Annotated in this window: 12 protein-coding genes; 5 read left to right on the top strand and 7 right to left on the bottom strand. The window is 49.4% G+C overall.

Going from position 1 to position 19,473, the window contains the following annotated elements:
• The first annotated feature begins 1,196 nt into the window (after positions 1-1,196).
• The 3 genes from QVO99_RS06685 (at position 1,197) to QVO99_RS06675 (ending at position 5,109) form a co-directional block, all read left to right on the top strand.
• Positions 1,197-2,681 (top strand): rhamnulokinase, encoded by a 1,485-nt coding sequence (locus QVO99_RS06685; RefSeq protein ID WP_022316831.1) that lies wholly within the window; start codon positions 1,197-1,199, stop codon positions 2,679-2,681.
• Positions 2,682-2,723: 42 nt separating this feature from the next.
• Positions 2,724-3,977 carry an L-rhamnose isomerase gene (locus QVO99_RS06680; protein ID WP_022316830.1) on the top strand — a complete coding sequence of 418 codons (1,254 nt, stop codon included), beginning with the start codon at positions 2,724-2,726 and terminating at the stop codon, positions 3,975-3,977.
• Between the two features lie 97 nt (positions 3,978-4,074).
• Positions 4,075-5,109, top strand: coding sequence for an L-rhamnose/proton symporter RhaT (locus QVO99_RS06675; protein WP_022316829.1), 1,035 nt, complete (start codon positions 4,075-4,077; stop codon positions 5,107-5,109).
• A 148-nt stretch (positions 5,110-5,257) separates the two neighbouring features.
• Here the strand turns inward: QVO99_RS06675 and QVO99_RS06670 are convergent, their stop codons facing one another.
• Together QVO99_RS06670 and QVO99_RS06665 are read right to left on the bottom strand one after the other, a co-directional pair.
• Positions 5,258-6,748 (bottom strand): glycoside hydrolase family 125 protein, encoded by a 1,491-nt coding sequence (locus QVO99_RS06670; protein WP_022316828.1) that lies wholly within the window; start codon positions 6,746-6,748, stop codon positions 5,258-5,260.
• A gap of 87 nt (positions 6,749-6,835) precedes the next feature.
• Positions 6,836-9,013, bottom strand: a complete 2,178-nt coding sequence (locus QVO99_RS06665; RefSeq protein WP_022316827.1) for a GH92 family glycosyl hydrolase — start codon at positions 9,011-9,013, stop codon at positions 6,836-6,838.
• 399 nt (positions 9,014-9,412) lie between these two features.
• Between QVO99_RS06665 and QVO99_RS06660 the strand changes: the two genes are divergently transcribed.
• Together QVO99_RS06660 and QVO99_RS06655 are read left to right on the top strand one after the other, a co-directional pair.
• Positions 9,413-10,720 (top strand): helix-turn-helix domain-containing protein, encoded by a 1,308-nt coding sequence (locus QVO99_RS06660; RefSeq protein WP_022316826.1) that lies wholly within the window; start codon positions 9,413-9,415, stop codon positions 10,718-10,720.
• Positions 10,721-11,999: 1,279 nt separating this feature from the next.
• Complete coding sequence (locus QVO99_RS06655) at positions 12,000-12,899, top strand: diaminopimelate dehydrogenase (RefSeq protein WP_022316825.1); 900 nt, start codon at positions 12,000-12,002, stop codon at positions 12,897-12,899.
• 371 nt (positions 12,900-13,270) lie between these two features.
• Here QVO99_RS06655 and QVO99_RS06650 read toward each other — a convergent pair whose 3' ends face one another.
• The 5 genes from QVO99_RS06650 to QVO99_RS06630 form a co-directional block, all read right to left on the bottom strand.
• Entirely contained in the window at positions 13,271-13,738 is a 468-nt protein-coding gene (locus QVO99_RS06650; protein ID WP_022316824.1) for a hypothetical protein, read from the bottom strand.
• A 129-nt stretch (positions 13,739-13,867) separates the two neighbouring features.
• Entirely contained in the window at positions 13,868-15,325 is a 1,458-nt protein-coding gene (locus QVO99_RS06645; protein WP_022316823.1) for a TrkH family potassium uptake protein, read from the bottom strand.
• 78 nt (positions 15,326-15,403) lie between these two features.
• Positions 15,404-16,747: a Trk system potassium transporter TrkA gene (trkA, locus tag QVO99_RS06640; protein WP_022316822.1), complete on the bottom strand. Its 1,344-nt coding sequence runs from the start codon at positions 16,745-16,747 to the stop codon at positions 15,404-15,406.
• Between the two features lie 17 nt (positions 16,748-16,764).
• The gene (dxs, locus tag QVO99_RS06635) at positions 16,765-18,693 is read right to left on the bottom strand and encodes a 1-deoxy-D-xylulose-5-phosphate synthase (RefSeq protein WP_022316821.1); all 1,929 of its coding nucleotides are present in this window, start codon (positions 18,691-18,693) and stop codon (positions 16,765-16,767) included.
• Between the two features lie 355 nt (positions 18,694-19,048).
• Positions 19,049-19,473, bottom strand: a 425-nt coding sequence (locus tag QVO99_RS06630) for an NAD(P)H-dependent flavin oxidoreductase (protein WP_288177019.1), incomplete at its 5' end; no start/stop codon positions are given.

Here is a 19,473-nt window from a genome sequence, read left to right as displayed (position 1 = left end):
GCCAGGGACACAACGGCAACACGGAAAAAATTATATCTATGATAATATAGTGTCCATACGCCTGCGGTGATGGACAAAAATTTAAACACAGATTTAACTGAGAACACGGATTTGGCTTTTTCACTGATTTTTTATTTGGTAAATGGTTGTTGGATTTCTATCAGGATTTTCGTGGATTCTCGAGTGCTTGGGCACTCCCTTTTCCCTAACTGATGATTCGGCTGATGATTTTTAGACAGAAACCGGGATAAGCCACGAAGTTAATGATGGAGATAAAAGAAAGGAATATTACATAGAAAATCAACATCAGCCCCCACCTAACCTCCCCCGTAGGGGAGGGACAGATACTGTTGTGTCTGATTATCAGAGTGTTATCAATATTCAGGGGTAACTTGCATCTCACTGTCTTTGACAGAATCAGAGTAACTTGTTCCTTCCCTTGGGGAAGGTTAGGATGGGTTTGAGAACGAGAGGGGGCTGAAGTTCATTGGCAGAAAGGAACATCCTATAAAGTTCATTGGCAGAAGGGAACATCCTATAACCACAATACATCGCAAGGCATATCAAAAAAGGAAGTGCCATGCACTCATTTTTCTTCTAAAGAAGTGTCATAGTATCATTCTCCGTCTATCCAGAGCATTTAAAATACTACAAACCAACAGGTTAAAGCAATGATACTTTTCTGAATGTTTTACATAAAAGTATCATTGATATATCACAGATGTATCATTCCGTTTTGCACCACCTGAAATCCCCCCACACCGTGGGGAACAGAACCCCCTAATGTGGGGTTTCATTCCCCACGGTGTGGGGGGATTTTCGAGCCTATGGTTTACCCTTGAGGAGTGGCGCATTACGAATGCGCAAATCTTATTCTTGCAATTACCAAAAGTTTCAGATTAAATCGCAAATAATCGGGTTTTGCAAACACCAAAAACAAGTATCTTTGCATAAGATAAGCTACGGCTCGGGATAAGAAATGAATACATTCATTTCATTCTCCTCTCGCCTTGCAATATCTTTGCAAAAAATAGGCTGCATCTCAGCATAGCGTCCAAGCAAGCTTGACGCTCTGCATTCGATTTGCACTATCTTTGCCCTCACAAAACCACCTATGCCGAAAACCTGTCACGACATGGCTGCCGGCATCACGAACCTACTAATTCAAACTGACCGAAAATAACATAATCAAACAAATGGACAACAACAAATATTTCTTTGCCGTGGACCTGGGTGCCACAAGCGGAAGGACTATCATCGGAACACTTGCCGAAGGCAAAGTGCAACTGGAGGAACTCACACGGTTTGACAACTCGCTGATTGAAACGGGAGGTCACTTCTATTGGGACATCTTCGCACTATACAACGAAATCATCAAGGGACTGAAACTCGTGGCTAAGCGACAGCTGCCGATAACGAGCATCGGTATCGACACCTGGGGAGTGGACTTCGTGTGCATAGGAGAAGACAACGCCATACTGCGCAACCCTATCGCCTACCGCGACCCATTCACTTTCGAGGCTATGGACGAATATTTCAGCAAATGCGTAGACAAGAAGCGTGTGTATGAAACTACGGGAATCCAATTCATGAACTTCAACTCTCTCTTCCAGCTATATGCCATGAGAAGGGAGAACAATGTGGCGCTCGCCAATGCGAAGAAGATTCTCTTCGTGCCCGACGCCCTGTCGTGGATGCTCACAGGAAAGGCTGTCTGCGAATACACCATCGCTTCGACAAGCCAGATGCTGAATCCACGCACAAAAGACCTCGAACCGGAACTGCTCAAGAGCGTGGGACTGACAAGGGAGAAGTTTGGGATGATGGTAAACCCGGGCACGTGTATAGGCACGCTTACAAAGGAGGTGCAGAAGATGACGGGACTGGGAGCGATACCTGTGATTGCCGTGGCAGGACACGACACGGGAAGCGCCGTGGCTGCCGTGCCGGCAAAGAACGAACAGTTTGCCTATCTCAGTTCGGGAACATGGAGTCTGATGGGAATTGAGACTAAAGACGCAATCATAAACGAGGTGTCGTATGAAAGAAACTTCACCAACGAGGGCGGCATAGAGGGCACCACACGATTCCTGAAGAACATCTGCGGAATGTGGCTGCTGGAGAGATGCCGCAAGGAATGGGGAGAGGACGCTCCTCGCGACTACGCCATACTGACCGCCGAGGCAATGGCTACGAAACCGTTCCAGAGCATCATAAACCCTGACGACAAGATGTTTGCCAACCCTGCCGACATGCAGGAAGCGATAAAGGAATACTGCCGGGAAACGGGACAGCACGTGCCGGAAGGCTACGCCGAGACATGCCGCTGCATATTCGAGAGTCTCGCACTGAGATACCGCGAGGTGTTCGGATATCTCAGAGAGATGGCGGCGTTCCCCATCAACACCCTGCATATCATTGGCGGAGGATCGCTGAACAGGCAGCTCAACCAGTTTACGGCAAATGCCACGGGTGTGGAGGTGCTCGCCGGACCGCAGGAATGCACCGCTCTGGGCAACATCATGATACAGGCGAAGGCGGCTGGCGAAGTGAACGACATTTTCGACATGCGCAGCATCATTGCCGACAGCGTGGTGATGAACCGCTTCGTACCTGAAGACAAGGAGCTTTGGGACGAGGCTTACGGAAAATATCTGGAGATAAAGAAGAGGAAAGGTTAATGAGGAAACTAAAAAAACAACAACTATAAAAACCTAAAGAATATGAAAACAGAACAAATCACAAAAGCCTATGAAATGGCAAAAGAGCGCTATGCCGCTCTGGGTGTAGATACCGACAAGGCTATCGAAACTCTCGAAAACACTCCTATATCCCTGCATTGCTGGCAGGCTGACGACGTGGTCGGCTTCGAGCGCAACGTGGCAGCTTCCGGCGGTATTCAGACTACTGGAAACTATCCTGGAAAGGCACGCAACATAGACGAACTGCGTCAGGACATAGAGAAGGTGGACTCGCTGCTGGCCGGTAAGTTCCGTCTGAACCTGCATGAGACTTACGGTGAGTTCGGAGGAAAATTCGTTGACCGCGACGAAGTGGGAGTGGAACACTTCGAAGGATGGATGCAGTGGGCGAAGGAGCACAACATGAAGCTCGACTTCAACTCCACATCATTCTCGCATCCTAAGAGCGGAAGCCTCACGCTCGCCAATCCTGACAAGGAGATACGCGACTTCTGGATTGAGCACACAAAGCGCTGCCGCCGTATCGCCGACGCTATGGGTAAATTCCAGAACGACCCTTGTATCATGAATATATGGGTGCACGACGGAAGCAAGGACCTCACCGTGAACAAGCTGCGCTACCGCGAAATCCTCAAGCAGAGCCTCGACGAGATATTGGCTGAAGACCTGCCGGGAATGAAGTCGTGTCTGGAAGCAAAGCTGTTCGGTATCGGACTGGAGGCTTATACCGTGGGCTCAAACTATTTCTATACCGGCTACTGCGCCAAGAACAACGTGATGTATACTCTCGACACCGGCCACTACGAACCGACAGAGAACGTCTCTGACGCCATCTCAGCATTGCTGCTCTACGTGCCGGAGCTGATGCTCCACGTGTCGCGTCCTATGCACTGGGATTCTGACCACGTGACACTCTTCGACGACAACACCCGCAACCTCTTCTCTGAGATTGTACGCGCCAACGCTCTCGACCGCGCCCATATCGGTCTCGACTATTTCGACGCATCTATAAACCGCATCGGAGCATACATCATCGGAGTGCGCGCTGCCCAAAAGTCGCTGCTCTCGGCTCTGCTCGAACCAACGGCAACTCTGCGTCAGTATGAGGACGAGGGCAAACTGTTCCAGCGTCTGGCTCTGCTCGAAGAGGCAAAGACACTGCCTTTCGGAGCCGTTTACGACTACTTCAACATGAAGAACAGCGTGCCTGTGGGCGAGGAGTATTTTGCCGACGTGGAAAAATACGAGAATGAGGTGCTCGCAAAGAGAAACTAAGAGAACAGATTTTCGATATCAAGCAATAATATAGCCGGAGCACCAAGGGGAACAACCGATTTCCCTGGCGCTCCGGCTTTGTCACAAACAGGATATTATGGAAATTATCATCGGACTTCTCATCATTGCCATCGGCGCATTCTGCCAGTCGAGCTGCTATGTGCCGATAAACAAGATAAAGAGCTGGAGCTGGGAGTCGTATTGGCTGGTGCAGGGCATTTTCGCTTGGATAGTGTTCCCGCTGATGGGAGCGCTGCTCGCCGTGCCGGAAGGTCACTCGATAACGGAACTGATTGCCAACGGAAGCAGCTTCGATATATGGATGACGGTGCTGTTCGGAGCACTATGGGGAGTGGGCGGACTGACTTTCGGACTCTCGATGCGCTATCTCGGAGTGGCCCTCGGACAGAGCATCGCCCTCGGAACATGTGCCGGACTGGGAACCATCATGGGACCCGTGCTCCTGAACATCTTCTTCCCCGAAGAGGATGCGCTGAGCAGACTGACCTTCGCCGTGATTCTGGGCGTGGTGGTGACGCTGGCTGGCATCGCCATAATCGGCGTGGCAGGCTCTATGAAGGCGGCATCGCTATCTGAAGAGGAAAAGAAGGCGGCGGTGAAGGACTTCAACTTTCCGAAGGGACTCGCCATAGCCCTGCTCGCCGGATTCATGAGCGGATGCTTCAACGTGGGACTGGAATTCGGAAAGGGGATAAACTTCGGCGACCTCACTCCCGACATGTATAAGACGCTGCCTGCCACATTGCTCGTCACACTGGGAGGATTCATCACTAACGCTGCATACTGCTTCTTCCAGAATGCTAAGAACAAGACATGGGGCGACTATTCCAAGAGTGGGGTGCTGGCAAACAACATCGTGTTCTGTGCGCTGGCTGGCGCATTGTGGTACAGCCAGTTCTTCGGTCTGTCGCTGGGCAAGGGATTCCTGACCGCATCCGACACGCTGATGACTCTCTCCTTCTGCATACTGATGGCGCTCAACGTGGTGTTCTCTAACGTGTGGGGCATCATACTGAAGGAATGGAAAGGGTGCTCGCAGAAGACCATCGTAGTGCTGATAGTGGGCATCGTGGTGCTCATCATCTCTTCGTTCCTGCCGCAATTGGTATAAATTCCAAACGGTCATCAGACCGTTCTATTATAATGATCCAATGAAAGTTGGGGACTTAAAGCAATCGGTCATCAAGGCTTGCACTTCTTCGCAAGCCTTGATGACCGATTTTTATTGATTAAAACTCTTATGATCGTTGCGTTGGGGCTTAAAGACTATTCAGAAGGTCTGCCTTTCCGTCGTTGATGAGCTTTATCACGAGCTCTCCGAAGAGGGTGTTCTGCCATGCGAACCAGGCGCGGGTGTAGCGTGAGGCGTCGTCTTTGTGGAACGACTCATGGATGAAGCCCGTGCCGGCATCGGTCTGAAGCAGCGTCTGCATACACCAGCGTATCTCTTCGTCGTCTTTCGCCGTGAAACATTTCATCATGACAGACATCGGCCATGGCATGTCGTAGCCGATATGCGGACCGCCGATGCCCGCTCCTGCCTTGCCGCTGAAGAAGCATGGGTTGTCGTCGCTCCACACAAAGCGGCGGGTGTTCTGATATACAGGGTCATCGATGTCTACATCGCCCATATATCCCATACCGAGGAGCGACGGCACATTGGCATCGTCCATCAGGAGACGGTTGCCGAAACCGTCCACCTCATAAGCGTATATCTTGCCGTATTTCGGATGGTCGTAAACGGCATATTTCTGCAGGGCTGCCTTCACTTCGGCTGCCAGTTCGCTGCATCTCTTTGCCATCAGGAGGATTTCCGTCTTTCGGCTGCCATACGCCTTGCCTGCACAATGGTGCAGGATCTCAGCTGCCTTGTTCATAGAAGACACCGCCATGAAGTTTGACGGCACGAGGAACGGCAGGATGGTGGCATCGTCTGACGGACGGAACATGGAGGCTATCAGCCCTACCGGTTTCACCGGCGCCCCATAGCCGTCCCATCCCAGGGTGTCGAAGGCGCGGTCGGTCATACGGGTAAACGTGTATGGACCACGGTTCTCCTTACGCTGCTGCTCGATGAAGGTGGCGAGGATATTGTCTATCGCCCTCAGCCAGTCTTCACCGAAGATACTGTCGTCGCCGGTCACCTTCCAATATTCGTAGGCAAGGCGGATGGGATAGCAGAATGAGTCTATCTCGTATTTGCGTTCAAACACTTCGGGGGGCATCTCCGTGTTGTCCTTATGCCAGCCGGCTCCCGTAGGCCCGTCGTTATAGGCATTGGCGTAGCGGTCGATGTTTATACACTTCATCTGTCGGAGTATGACGCCACGAAGCATCTTCTTCAGATTGTCGTCCTTATTGGCAAGGGCGACATAGGGCCACACCTGGGCTCCTGAATCGCGGAGCCACATCGCCGGGATGTCGCCGGTATACACGAAGGTGTCGTCGTCGCCATTGGGGAGCACACGATAATGAACGGTGCTCTCAAGGGTATTGGGAAAGCAGTTGGCAAACATCCATGCCAACTTGGGATTCTTCTTCAGGATTTTCTGAACCTCACGGATTTTCTTCTCAACGGCGGTTGAGGTGAAGAGGCGCTCGTCAACGGGCGGACGCTTCGATTCATATTTTCCTTTGACTGGAGCAACCACCTTGGTATAGCGTGAGTGCACGTCGACGGTGGCGTTCTCTTGTGCCGTCATCGTGGCTGTGGCTGCGAGGAGGGCTATGGTAAACAGGGTCTGTTTCATGATTGTGATATTATTCTTGTTTTAAAATTGTTTCGGGATAAGGATTATCTCCCAAAGGCAATCAGGCAGTATGATGACAAGTTGGGGCTATGGACGGTCGGCAGACTTAGTTCCCCATGCCGATGGCTTGTTGCCCATCTGCAGTTCGAGCACTCCGCCTTTACGGATGTCGTCGTATAGGATATATGACTTGGTGTATCGCTTGCCGTTGAGCTTGGCTGACTGCACATAGATATTCTCCTTGCTGTTGTCTGTGGCTACGATGGTGAATGTCTTGCCGCCGGAGACTTGCATCGTGGCTTTGTTGAAGAGCGGCGAACCGATGATGTATCTGCCGCCGGCGGGCTCCACCTGATAGAGGCCCATGGATGACAGGATATACCATGCCGACATCTGTCCCACGTCTTCGTTGCCACACAGACCGTCGGGGTCGTCACGATACAGCTCCGTCATGGTCTGGCGCAGCAGACGGGCCCCTTTCCATGGCTGACCCACATAGTTATACATATACAGCACCTGATGGCTCGGCTCGTTGCCATGGGCATACTGTCCGATAAGTCCGGTGATGTCGGGAGATGCGCCGGCTCCGAGATCTCCGGTCACGATGAAGAGTGAGTCGAGTTTCTGGGTGAAACGCCGTTCGCTGCCGAAGAGCTTCACAAGTCCGTGCACATCATGGGGCACAAGCCATGTATACTGCCATGCGTTGCCCTCGGTATAGTCGTCCTGACGATGGTCGGCGGAGAAGGGGTTGAACGGTTCACGGAACTTGCCGTCGGTACCGATGCCGCGCATGAAGGTGGTTTCGGGATCGAAATACTTGCGGTAGCTCATGGCGCGGTCGCCGAAATATTTCGCATCGGCTTTCTTTCCCAAGAGGCGTGCCACCTTTGCCACACACCAGTCGGCAAGGGCATATTCCAATCCCTTGGCTACGGTCTCCCTGTTGGCGTCTTTGTCGTAGGGCAGATAACCGTATTTTTTCAGCAGGTCAAGTCCGCGCTCATCTTTCAGAGCTGACTGCTTCATGGCTTCGTAGGCTCCTTCTTTGTCGGCTACATATCCTTTCAGCACCAGGTCGGCAAGCACGGGAATTGCCGGATTGCCCACCATACAGTCTGTCTCATTGCCCATCAGATGCCATACGGGGAGTTTGCCCTGCTGACGGTGGATGTTGACGAACGTCTTGGCTATGTCGGGCAGCATGTCGGTGTGTATCAGCGTCATAAGAGGATGGGCTGCCCGATATGTGTCCCAAAGGGAGAGAGTGGTATAGTTGGTGAAATCACCCTGATGCACCTCGCCGTCGGCACCGCGATACTGGCCGTTGACATCCGAGAATACCGAAGGGGCTGTCATGGTGTGATACATGGCAGTATAGAAAATGCGACGATACGTGGCATCGGCGGTTTCTATCCTGACCTTTGAGAGTTCGTCGTTCCATGCCTTGTCGGCATCTGCCACTACCTTGCGGAAATCCCATCCGGGAATCTCTTTATGCAGGTTTTCTGCCGCATTGTCGACGCTGACGGCAGACATGCCAACCTTTATCATCAATGGCTGGGACACGTCGGCTGCCGTCACGAGCCATCTNNNGTCGGCTGCCGTCACGAGCCATCTGCCGCTGTCGAGTGGCTCTACGCTGACTGTCTGGGAGAATTCCGCAGAGAAGAACACCTTCTGGTTCTTTGCCCAACCTGTGGAATGACGATGGCCGGAGATTGTCGTATCAGTGATGCGGTCGAGGGCATAGTCTGTGGGCTTGTCGTATCCTATACCTTGATGAAGGTCGAGAACAAGCTGAGCTTTCGCCATGTCAGCACCGAAGGTATAGCGGTGGAAACCGGTACGCCGGGTGGCTGTCAACTCTACCCACACATTGGGCCGCTCGAGTTTCAGGGCGTAATAGCCGGGGCGCACGCTCTCATTGCTGTGATGGAAGACTATCTCTTCTTGACCGGCATCAGCGACGGGAAGGAAAGCCACATCGCCAAGATCGCCTACGCCGGTGCCGCTAAGATGCTGATGGCCGAAACCTATCAGCACAGAATCGGAGTCGTGGTAGCCGGAACACCAGTCCCAACCGCGGGTGTGCTCTGTGGGACCGAGCTGCACATAACCGAAGGGCACGTTGGCACCAAGAAATACATGTCCGTGTCCGCCGGTGCCGATTCGGGGATTCACGTATTGTGTGAGATTGTCTTGTGCGAAACCGCAAAAAAATGCGCCTATCGCAAGCAATAAGGTAAAGATTGAATGCTTCATATTATATATTAAGGTGTGTTTCCAAAGACTGCCCGAAACGAGTCGTCGGATAATATTCGGTATAAAAGTATGAATAAATCACGACACGAACAAGAATTTCGACGAATAATCAATAAAAGTGAAGCAAAAAAGCATGCCAAGTGAGGGAAGAAAAAGAAATTGGATACCAAGTTATTGTTTTACTGTCACTAACCAAAGAAATCAGAACCAGAACAAGCCTTGACTAAAGACTGGGAAGATGTGACAAATGAAGGGGGAACGCGACAACAAGGATGAGAAAAAAAAGGGAAAAAGAGCAGAAAGAAGAAAAGAATTTGTATTTTTGTACTTGAAATTGAATCATGCTTTGAAGCAAGACAAAAGCGAGACTTATACCTTAAACAGTAAAACTTGGCTGATATGGAAATGATTTTAACTCCAACTTTCAATATGTTGGGCTATACGGCATACGTGATAAGCAGCACGGCATTCATCATATTGGGTATATTCCTGATGTCGCTGAGAGTGATGGAAAAGGAAATGGCCACCTGCTACAAATCACCAAGGGCCTGCATCGCATGGACGTCACTTGTAATCGGCGTGCTTCAGATGTGCAATGCCACATTGATAGCAAAAGGTATCGACTATGACGTGTTGACATCATTCGCCTACCCTCTGACATACTATATCCAACTGTATCTGCTGACAACATCTATTCTGACAATGACCATTGCAGACCAGAAGAAGGTGGACATTAAAAACATGACCTGCCTGCCGATTGTGGCATTGACACTGATTTACCTTGTATATTTCATCGTGAACAGAGAAACGGAGTTCAATATCGGATCTTATGAACTGTTCACCAATACTCTCCCTGCCAAGATAATAAAATACATTCTGCTTGTAGCCATATTCTCTATCTACCTGGTATACTCCGCAATGATATACTTCGAAATAAGAAGGTTTAGAGAAAGTATGGAAAAGGACGAAGAACTCAGCAAACGCATCAGAACGAAGCCGATGATAAAGATTGCCAAGATGGCCATTGCTTACGTAACGATTTTAGGTTGTGTAATATTCTTCGAGGCAATAACCGGGAAACACCTTAGCAACAATGCGAATATAGTATTCGTGTTGGTCCATACAGCTATATTCGTATCAAATGGTGGCATCATAGTCAACATATCGCTGAGATATATTAAAGAAACTGGTTATCTTGAAGCCAAAAGGAATGCTGAAAACACAAGACTAAAGGCTATAAGCATAAAGGATATAGAAAACCTATTGTTGAAGAATGCAGCGAACGAGGATAGTACAACAAACGAAATAATCCATTCGCATGCAAGAAAAACGAGTAAGGAAGATAAGAAGAAGGAGCCTGAGGCAATAGAAGCCACAGTGAGAAGCTGGATGAGACTACCGTCAAAGCCATACTGCCGTGAAGGACTGGCACTGAGAGAAGCCGCAGCTGAAATGGGAATCGACCAACGGTTGCTGAGCGGCTTCATAAACAATATGTATAGAATGAACTTCAATGCATGGATAAACATGCTGCGCATAGAGGAAGTGAAGCGGTTGATAAGTCAAAGACCGGAAATGACTCTGGTAGATATAGCTGCCCATACTGGTTTTACGGACTCTTCTGCCATGTCAAAGGTATTCAAGAAGGCTGAAAGCATAACGCCGTCGCAATACAAGCAGGAGCATAAGAGGCGCAGAAGAAAATAATTCACTTTGTACACTCATCTGAAACGGCTATCAGACCGTTGGGGGGGGGAATATTCGTTATATACGAAAATCCATCTTTCAGACACGACAAAGCAACAGAAGCCAAGGGCACAAAACCATTTTTCAAGCAATCTGATAAATATTAGTGTAACATATTTATTAATCATTCAAAAGCGATTAAGCCAAAATGTTACAATGTCACATATAACACATCTGCCTTAAAATCAAGCACTTCCCAACATCTCACCCTCAAATGTCAGCCAGAGGTTCAAAGAAACATTTGTTTCAAATCAACAAAATATTACATCGGATGCGACACATTAGTAAATTTATATCATATTTTTACTAACTCGAATTAATTCCCTTTTATTACCTTTGCAGCGCAATCAAATAAATGATGCATTGAAGAGACAATAAATATCTCCTTGAAATATTAAATATGTAAGAACAATAAAGAATAGGGCTCCGCATCAACAGAACGATGTGGGGCACTATTTAAAAAAAGAAGAAGATAAAGGCAATAAGCAAGAACAAAAGCAAGCAAGAAAGCAAAAAGGAGAGATGACAATATAGAATAATACAACTTTGATTAAGTCAAATAATAAAATATATAGATTCAATCATCATTTTTAAATTGTCAAAAGCTGAACTTCACTAAAGCAATATCTACAGTTTTTAGGACTAAAGCAAAAAACAAGAAAGTATAAAAGAATTAAGATAAAAATACAATTATCAAGATAAAGGAACCGTTTGTCCAAAATGTATGGAGGCCCCGAAAACACGGAGCATCTGAAGAATTGTGGATGGAATGGTTGAAAAGATTTAGCATATAGGAATTTATTAATGTAGCATGAAATAAATATAGCAAAACACAAAAAGTAAAGAATTGTACCAAAAATAAATAAGTCTTCAAAGACGTCTGTGTATAGCCGCAGGGATGTACCTATCCACAGCAACGTCTTTTTTTTATCCCAAATCGGTCATTAGGGCTTGATAACATTCTCAATAATATTGCTGGCCACACCTGCATTTGGCCAGGTTCAAGTAACATACCACCTTTTTAGTTTCTTTATGACAAGAATATGATGATATTCCGACAAAAAGGCGTATTTTTGTAGTCGGAACGAACAAATGTACGTTCAGCGCATACAAGAAGAGCATCTCACAAATGCATATTCATATTACATGGCAATCAATAAAGACAAAACTTTCAAGAAAGAATAACAATCAAGAAAGAATAAAACTCAAGAAAGATAAAACTATTAAACAACAACATAAAATGAAGAAAATTAGAGCAGCCGTAGTGGGCTACGGCAACATCGGACATTATTCTGTACAGGCTCTCGAAGCAGCAACGGATTTCGAAATAGCCGGTATCGTAAGACGCAACGGCGCAGAGAACAAACCTGCAGAACTGGCAGAATATGAGGTAGTTAAGGACATTACAGAACTTAAGGACGTTGATGTGGCAATTCTCGCCACTCCATCGCGTAGCTGCGAGGAATATGCCAAGAAGATTCTCGCCCTCGGCATCAATACCGTTGACAGTTTCGATATACACACGGGCATCGTGGACTATCGCGCCACTCTCATGCCAATCTGCAAGGAGCACAATGCTGTAGCTGTCATCTCTGCCGGTTGGGATCCAGGTTCTGACTCTATCGTACGCACTCTGATGCAGAGTCTGGCACCTAAAGGATTGTCATACACCAACTTCGGACCGGGAATGTCGATGGGCCACAGCGTCTGCGTACGTTCAAAGGCAGGTGTGAAGAACGCTCTGTCGGTTACCATTCCAAAGGGTGAAGGTCTGCACCGCCGTATGGTGTATGTGGAACTTGAAGAAGGAGCGAAACTGGAGGATGTTGCAAAGGCAGTGAAGGAAGATCCATATTTCGCCAACGACGAGACACATGTGTTTGCCGTAGACTCAGTAGACGAAGTACGCGATATGGGCCATGGTGTAAACCTCGTGCGCAAAGGTGTGAGCGGCAAGACCCAGAACCAGCGCATGGAGTTCAACATGAGCATCAACAACCCTGCATTGACTGGTCAGGTGCTCGTCAACGTAGCCCGTGCCTCTGTTCGCCAGCAGCCTGGTTGCTACACGATGGTGGAGATTCCTGTAATCGACATGCTTGCCGGTTCACGCGAAGACCTCATCAAACACTTGGTATAAGCACTTGGTATAAACAAAGCGTCCCACACCGCGATACTGATGCGATGTGGGGCGCTTTGTTTTTGGTATTTTGTTTAGCTATGGTTTCTTACTCTATTAAACCCAAAGCGGTCATTAGGGCTTGCTTGAATTTTGATATTTTAGAAGAGTGGATTTTGTTTGACTTTTAATGAGTAATAGCGAGCTATTGCGAATTAAAAACAGACAAAAGACGCCTTATAAAAAGCAAAAGACTGCAAGCAGTTATTAAAATACTACATTGAACGGCCTAATGACCGTTTTGGGTTAAAGTAACGTTCTGACTGCTACTAACCGTAATCGGTCATCAGGCTGATTAGGGATTGGTCAACCGACTATAGAACAGCAATTAGTCATTTCTTCTCAACGGCCTTGCGCTGAATGAGTCTGAAAGCGATGCCATACATATTGTCACCGCAAGTGACATGTATAAACTTCACGCGATTCTTCTCAAAATCTCTATAAGGCTGTGCGTTGAATACGATACGACGGTATCCTTCGCCATCGTTCACCACCTTTGCCGTGAACCATCCACCCTCTGTAACGTTCTTTGTGTCAGCCAGTTTGCCGTTTTCCACGCTCTTCACGTTAGTTTCCTTTGTCTTTCCCTTGTCGTCGGTAGTCTTGTCGTTTATCTGCACGATATTGAGTTCCTTGGCGTTTTTCACCGTTACGGAAGCCTCTCCACCTTCAGCATTGATGTAGACATCAGTGTTGTTGGGGTCGAGCACCGGCAACACCTTTGAATCATCATCATCATCACTACATGCCGTAAACGCTACAGCGCAAAGGGCAAAAAGCATAAACAGGTATTTCTTCATTTCTCTTTTCGTTTTGTTATTTGTTATTATTAAGATTGACAAGTTTCCTTATGCTATCATAACTCCAAAAGCATCAAAACATTGCATCCCCCTCTACCGGAAAACGCATGTTTCCTTTCATATCATGGGTTATCTGTCCTTCCAGAAACCACGGGTGAACAGCACTACTACGCTGAATATCTCCAGTCGGCCCATCAGCATCAGCACGGAACAAATCCACTTGCCCACGGCAGGCAGGATATTCCACGACACGGTAGGTCCTATTTCCAGTCCCAGCGTCGGTCCCACGTTGCTCGCACAACTCATGGCGATAGTGATGGAGTTTGTGCTGTCCACTCCCATACATATCAGACAGAAGTATGCAAAGATACACAACGCCATATACAGGGCGAAGAACACGAGCAGCGTGACCTGTGCCGAACTGCTCACCAAATTGCCGTTCACCCTCACCGGCAATACTGCCTTTGGATGGAGGATACGACGAAGTTCGTTGCGCACCACCTTGAACAATATCACGCCTCTGACACTCTTGAAACCACCGCTCGTACTGCCGGCACATGCTCCGATGAACATACAGATGCTGAGGATGACCCACGTGATATGCGGCCATTTGCCGGCATCGTCGTTGAAGACTCCCGTTGTGGTGATGAACGACACCACCTGGAACAACGCGCTTCTGAGGGCATTCGCCATGTCATAACCGTTGAAGCGTATCAGGAAATACATTATTCCCATCGTGGCAAGCGACACCACGAGCACATAGAGTTTGAATTCCGAATTCTGGAACAGCGACAGGAACTTACGCTTGAAGAAGGTAAGATACAAGAGCGTGAAGTTTGTTCCAGACAGGAACATGAAGGCTATTGTGGTATAATCGATGAATGCCGAGTGGAAATGTCCGGTACTGTCATTATAGGGTGCGAAGCCTCCCGTTGCAGTAATACTCATAGAGTAGTTGGTACAGTCAAAGAGGTTCATTCCTCCCAGATACAGACACACGGAGCAACTCAATGTCAGCAACAGATATACGAGCCATATCGACTTTGCGCTCGACGATATTCGCGGGTGCACCTTGCTCTTTATCGGTCCGGTAGACTCCGCTGCAAACACCCTTATGCTTCCGCCCACGAGCGACGGCAGGATGGCGATGGTGAAGAACGCTATTCCCAATCCACCGATCCATTGCGTCATCGACCGCCAGAAGAGCAGTCCATGCGGCAGAGCCTCAACATCATCGATGATGGTGGCTCCCGTAGTGGTAAATCCCGACATCGTCTCGAAGAAGGCGTCGGTATAGTCTGAGATATATCCACTGATAGTGAACGGGAATGCCCCGAAGAAGCTGAAAAGCGCCCAAGTCAGCGTGACGAGCAGATAGGCGTCACGGCGGTTCATACTGTTTTCCGCCATGCGACCCTTGTATTTCAGCATAAAGCCAGCCCCCACGATGATGGCAATGGATATGGCAAACGCCATGGCATCGTCTTCTCTATAAAACAGAGCCATGGCGAGACACAGCGACATCAGCAATGCCTCAAGGAAGAGGAGCTGTCCCAATATCTTATATATAAGCTTGAAATTCAGCATTTCTTTATATGATTCATATCTTATGATTACAATATTCCCCTTGACTGATAATAAGCCAAAGAGCCTTGAGGGATGTCGTCACTTGAAGAATTTCTCAAGTTTCTCCATCCTCACGTTATAGCAGAACACCACTACGATGTCGCCAGCCTCTATCTGCGTACCACCCGACACGAGGTGTCCCTCTCCGTTGCGCACGAGTCCTCCGATGGTGGCACCATTCGGCAGTCCGAGTTCAAACACCCTTTTCTTAGTCACTTTCGACTCCGGATGTGCCGTAAACTCAGCCACATCAGCATTTGCCGTCATCAGGAAGCGCACATTGTTCACCTCTGCGTCGAGCATCATCTGATAGATATGACTGGCAGCGATAGCCTTCTTGTTGATGATGGTTCCGATGTCGAGACTCACCGCCATGTTCACGTAGTCGAGGTTTTCCACCGCTGCCACGGTCTTTCTCACTCCCATGCGCTTCGCCGTGAGACAAGCCAGGATATTCGTCTCGGCATTGCTCGTGAGCGCCACGAAAGCCTGCGTGGTGTGTATTCCCTCCTCGTTGAGCAGCTGCAGGTCACGTCCGTCGCCGTTTATCACCATCACCCTCTGGTCGTCAATCTGGTCGTTGAGAATGTCGCAGCGCTCCACGTCGTGTTCCATCAGCTTCACGTTCATGTATTCCGGCATGTTCTTCAGCGCCCTCACGGCAGTGTCGCCACCACCCATTATCATCACGTTCTTCACGTCGACATAATGCTCCTTGCCCACGATTTTCCTCACGTAGGGTATATACTGCTTCGTCACCATGAAGTAAACGAGGTCGTACATCTTCAGCACATCATTACCTCCCGGTATGATGGTGTCGCCGTCGCGGCGTATCGCCACGATATAGTATGGCGAGTCGGGCTTACAGAGTTCTTTCAGCGGACGGTCGAGAATCTCGCAGGTCTCCCTCAGTTTTATGCCGAGCATCACGAGAGCCCCTCCGTGCACGTCCCATCTCTGGCGCACCCAGCTCATTTTCAGTCCGTTCACGATATCGTATGCGGCGAGGTTCTCAGGATAGATAAGCGAGTCGATGCCCAGTTTCTCATAAAACTTAGCCATCTCCGGCTCCACGAACTCATAGTTGTTCACCTTTGCCACGGTCTTCTTGGCTCCGATAGCCTTCGCCATGACACAGCTGTTCATATTGAGATTCTCGTCGGGCGTCACGGCGATATACAGGTTGGCGTCTGCCGCTCCCGCATTTTTCAGTGCCGCCAGACTCGTCGGCGAGGCGTGCATCGTCAGAATGTCGTAGTCGGAGCTGATATTCTCAAGTCTCTGCTCGTCGTCGTCGATAAGCACGATGTCCTGATTGTTTCTCGATAGCAGTTTCGCCAGATGCGAACCTATCGCGTATGCTCCCGCAATGATTATCTTCATTATGTATTTCTTTTTGTTTACTTCCTGAGTGTTTCCTTTATCGTGCGGCGTATGCCTTCGGCATCAATGCCCACGATACTCTGCAGCTGTGCCACGGTGCCATGCTCCACGAAATGGTCTGGCAGTCCGAGACGCACAATATCAAGATGCTGCCCGTTGTCTTCCATCCATTCTATCACCGCCGAACCGAAACCGCCTTCGCGCACTCCGTCTTCCACGGTGATGACATGCTTGAACTTTGCCGCCACCTCCTTGAGCAGGTTCTCGTCGAGCGGTTTCACGAAGCGCATGTCGTAGTGTGCCACGGATATACCGCTGCCGCCGGATGCCGACTTGGCGTCGTTCTCTATCATTTCGACAGCCTTCACCACGTTGTTTCCCACAGGTCCTACCGACAGCACGGCGATGTCGTCGCCGTCGCGCAACTTGCGTCCCGTGCCCACCTTCACTTCTTCCAGCGGACAATGCCAGTCGGCGAGCACTCCCCTACCCCTCGGATAGCGTATCACGAATGTACCCTTGCCGGGCAGCTGTGCCGTATACATGAGCCGGCGCAGTTCGTGCTCGTTCATCGGCGAGGCGAGAGTGATGTTCGGCACCGGTCTGAGAGCCGCCATATCAAAGGCTCCATGATGTGTGGCACCGTCTTCTCCCACCAGTCCTGCCCTGTCGAGACAGATCACCACGGGCAGGTTCAGTATCGCCACGTCGTGTATGATATTGTCGTATGCCCTCTGTGCGAAAGCACTGTATATATTGCAGAAAGGCTGCAGCCCGTCCTTTGCCATTCCTCCGGAGAATGTCACGGCGTGACCCTCGGCGATTCCCACGTCGAAGGTTCTCTCCGGCATCTCCTTCATCATGATGTTCAGCGAGCATCCCGTAGGCATCGCCGGCGTCACTCCCACGATGCGCTTGTTCTCTTTAGCGAGTTCGAGAAGCGTGTTTCCGAACACGTCCTGGAACTTTGCCGGTTCGGTGCCGTCCTCCGTCTTTATGCGCTGCCCTGTGTCGAGGTCGAATTTGCCAGGAGCGTGCCAGATGGTGGCGGCCTTTTCAGCCGGTGCGTATCCGTGTCCTTTTATGGTGTGCAGATGCAGCAGCTTCGGTCCTTTCATCTCTTTCAGCTGGCGCAGCGTGCGCACGAGCTCCACCACGTTGTGTCCGTCGAAGGGTCCGAAATACCGTATGTTCATCCCCTCGAAGATATTCTGCTGATGGCTTATCGCCGACTTCAGCGCATTGCTCAGCCGTATGATGCCTTTGCGTCTCTCGTCATCGAGCATACCATTGGAGTGCAGCCATTTGGCAGCCTTATATCTCAGTTTGTTGTAAGTCTCGCTGGTGTTGAGCCTCAACAGATACTGCTTCATTCCGCCCACGCTGCGGTCGATGCTCATATTATTGTCGTTGAGGATGATAATCATGTCGTTTGGCGTTGTCGACACGTTGTTGAGTCCCTCGAAAGCCAGTCCGCCGCTCATCGCTCCGTCGCCGATTATCGCCACCACGTGTCTGTCGTCGTGGCCCGTCTGCCTGGCAGCCACCGCCATTCCGAGCGCCGCCGATATGGAGTTTGATGCGTGTCCGCACATGAAAGAGTCATACTCGCTCTCCTCCGGTGAGGGGAACGGTCGCAGTCCGCCGAGTTTACGGTTGGTGCAGAAGCTGTCGAGTCTGCCCGTGAGAATCTTATGTCCGTAAGCCTGATGGCCCACGTCCCATACGAGTCTGTCATACGGCGTGTTGAACACATAGTGTAGAGCTACGGTCATCTCCACCGCACCGAGACTCGAAGCGAGGTGTCCGGGATTCACCGACAGTTCCTTCAGGATGTCTGCCCTCAACTCATCGCATACCTCCGGCAACTGCTCCACAGGCAGTTTTCTCAGTTCATCGGGGTATTTTATGCGTTTGAGAATATTGTCCTTGTTGTCTTCCTTCATGATATACTGTTCTGTCAGAGAGTTTTTCTTTTATGGTGTGATACGAATTACTTGTGCGTGATAATCCACGCAAAGCCGGATTACAAATTGCAAATGTAGCAAATTTATTCCATCATCAATTATAATAACGGAGAAATTTCCCTTTTATTCGTTTTCCGCCTTGCCTTTTATCCCAAATCGGTCATTAGGCCGTTAAATATATTATTTTACTACTGCTTGCAGTTTTTTGCTTTTTATAAGGCGTCTTTTGTCCGTTTTTTAATTCGCAATAGCCCGCTATTACTCATTAAAAAGCCAACTAAATCCACTCTTCTAAAAAACAAAATCCAAACAAGCCATAATGACCGATTTGGGATTATCCCAATATCCGCTTGCGTGCATCGGCATATTCGCCCATCATGCGCTCCACTATCTGTGCAGCTGTCTGTATCTCCTTTACCGCCGACGCCACCTGACCGATTTCGAGTTCTCCTCTGTCGAGGTCGCCCTCGAAGATGCCGCGTTTCGATGCCGCCTTACCGAGAATGCCTCTCAGCGCCTCGGCATCGGCGCCATTGTCTTCGGCAGTCTTTATCTCGTCGTAGAGCGGATTCTTTATCATTCTGGTCGGAGCCAGCTTCTTCAGACAGAGCATCGTGTCGCCTTCCTGCAGCGAGGCGCAGCGGTCTTTGAAGGCATCGGCAGCCGAGCTCTCCCGGCTCATGGCGAACACCGTGCCACACTGCACTCCCTCTGCTCCCAACGCTTCGGCTGCGAGCATCGCCTCGCCGGAGGCTATTC

The organism is Prevotella sp. CAG:592 (genome assembly GCF_000436015.1).
Taxonomy (GTDB): domain Bacteria; phylum Bacteroidota; class Bacteroidia; order Bacteroidales; family Bacteroidaceae; genus Prevotella; species Prevotella pectinovora.
Note: the sequence above shows the minus strand (reverse complement) of the source record. Positions and strands in the feature narration are given on the sequence as shown.

What these genes read in the sequence shown, in the direction of transcription:
- dxs (WP_022316821.1), bottom strand. Translation starts at nt 18,693, where the DNA reads ATGAAGGAAGACAACAAGGACAATATTCTCAAACGCATAAAATACCCC.
- QVO99_RS06650 (WP_022316824.1), bottom strand. Translation starts at nt 13,738, where the DNA reads ATGAAGAAATACCTGTTTATGCTTTTTGCCCTTTGCGCTGTAGCGTTT.
- QVO99_RS06645 (WP_022316823.1), bottom strand. Translation starts at nt 15,325, where the DNA reads ATGCTGAATTTCAAGCTTATATATAAGATATTGGGACAGCTCCTCTTC.
- trkA (WP_022316822.1), bottom strand. Translation starts at nt 16,747, where the DNA reads ATGAAGATAATCATTGCGGGAGCATACGCGATAGGTTCGCATCTGGCG.
- QVO99_RS06655 (WP_022316825.1), top strand. Translation starts at nt 12,000, where the DNA reads ATGAAGAAAATTAGAGCAGCCGTAGTGGGCTACGGCAACATCGGACAT.
- QVO99_RS06685 (WP_022316831.1), top strand. Translation starts at nt 1,197, where the DNA reads ATGGACAACAACAAATATTTCTTTGCCGTGGACCTGGGTGCCACAAGC.
- QVO99_RS06670 (WP_022316828.1), bottom strand. Translation starts at nt 6,748, where the DNA reads ATGAAACAGACCCTGTTTACCATAGCCCTCCTCGCAGCCACAGCCACG.
- QVO99_RS06660 (WP_022316826.1), top strand. Translation starts at nt 9,413, where the DNA reads ATGGAAATGATTTTAACTCCAACTTTCAATATGTTGGGCTATACGGCA.
- QVO99_RS06680 (WP_022316830.1), top strand. Translation starts at nt 2,724, where the DNA reads ATGAAAACAGAACAAATCACAAAAGCCTATGAAATGGCAAAAGAGCGC.
- QVO99_RS06675 (WP_022316829.1), top strand. Translation starts at nt 4,075, where the DNA reads ATGGAAATTATCATCGGACTTCTCATCATTGCCATCGGCGCATTCTGC.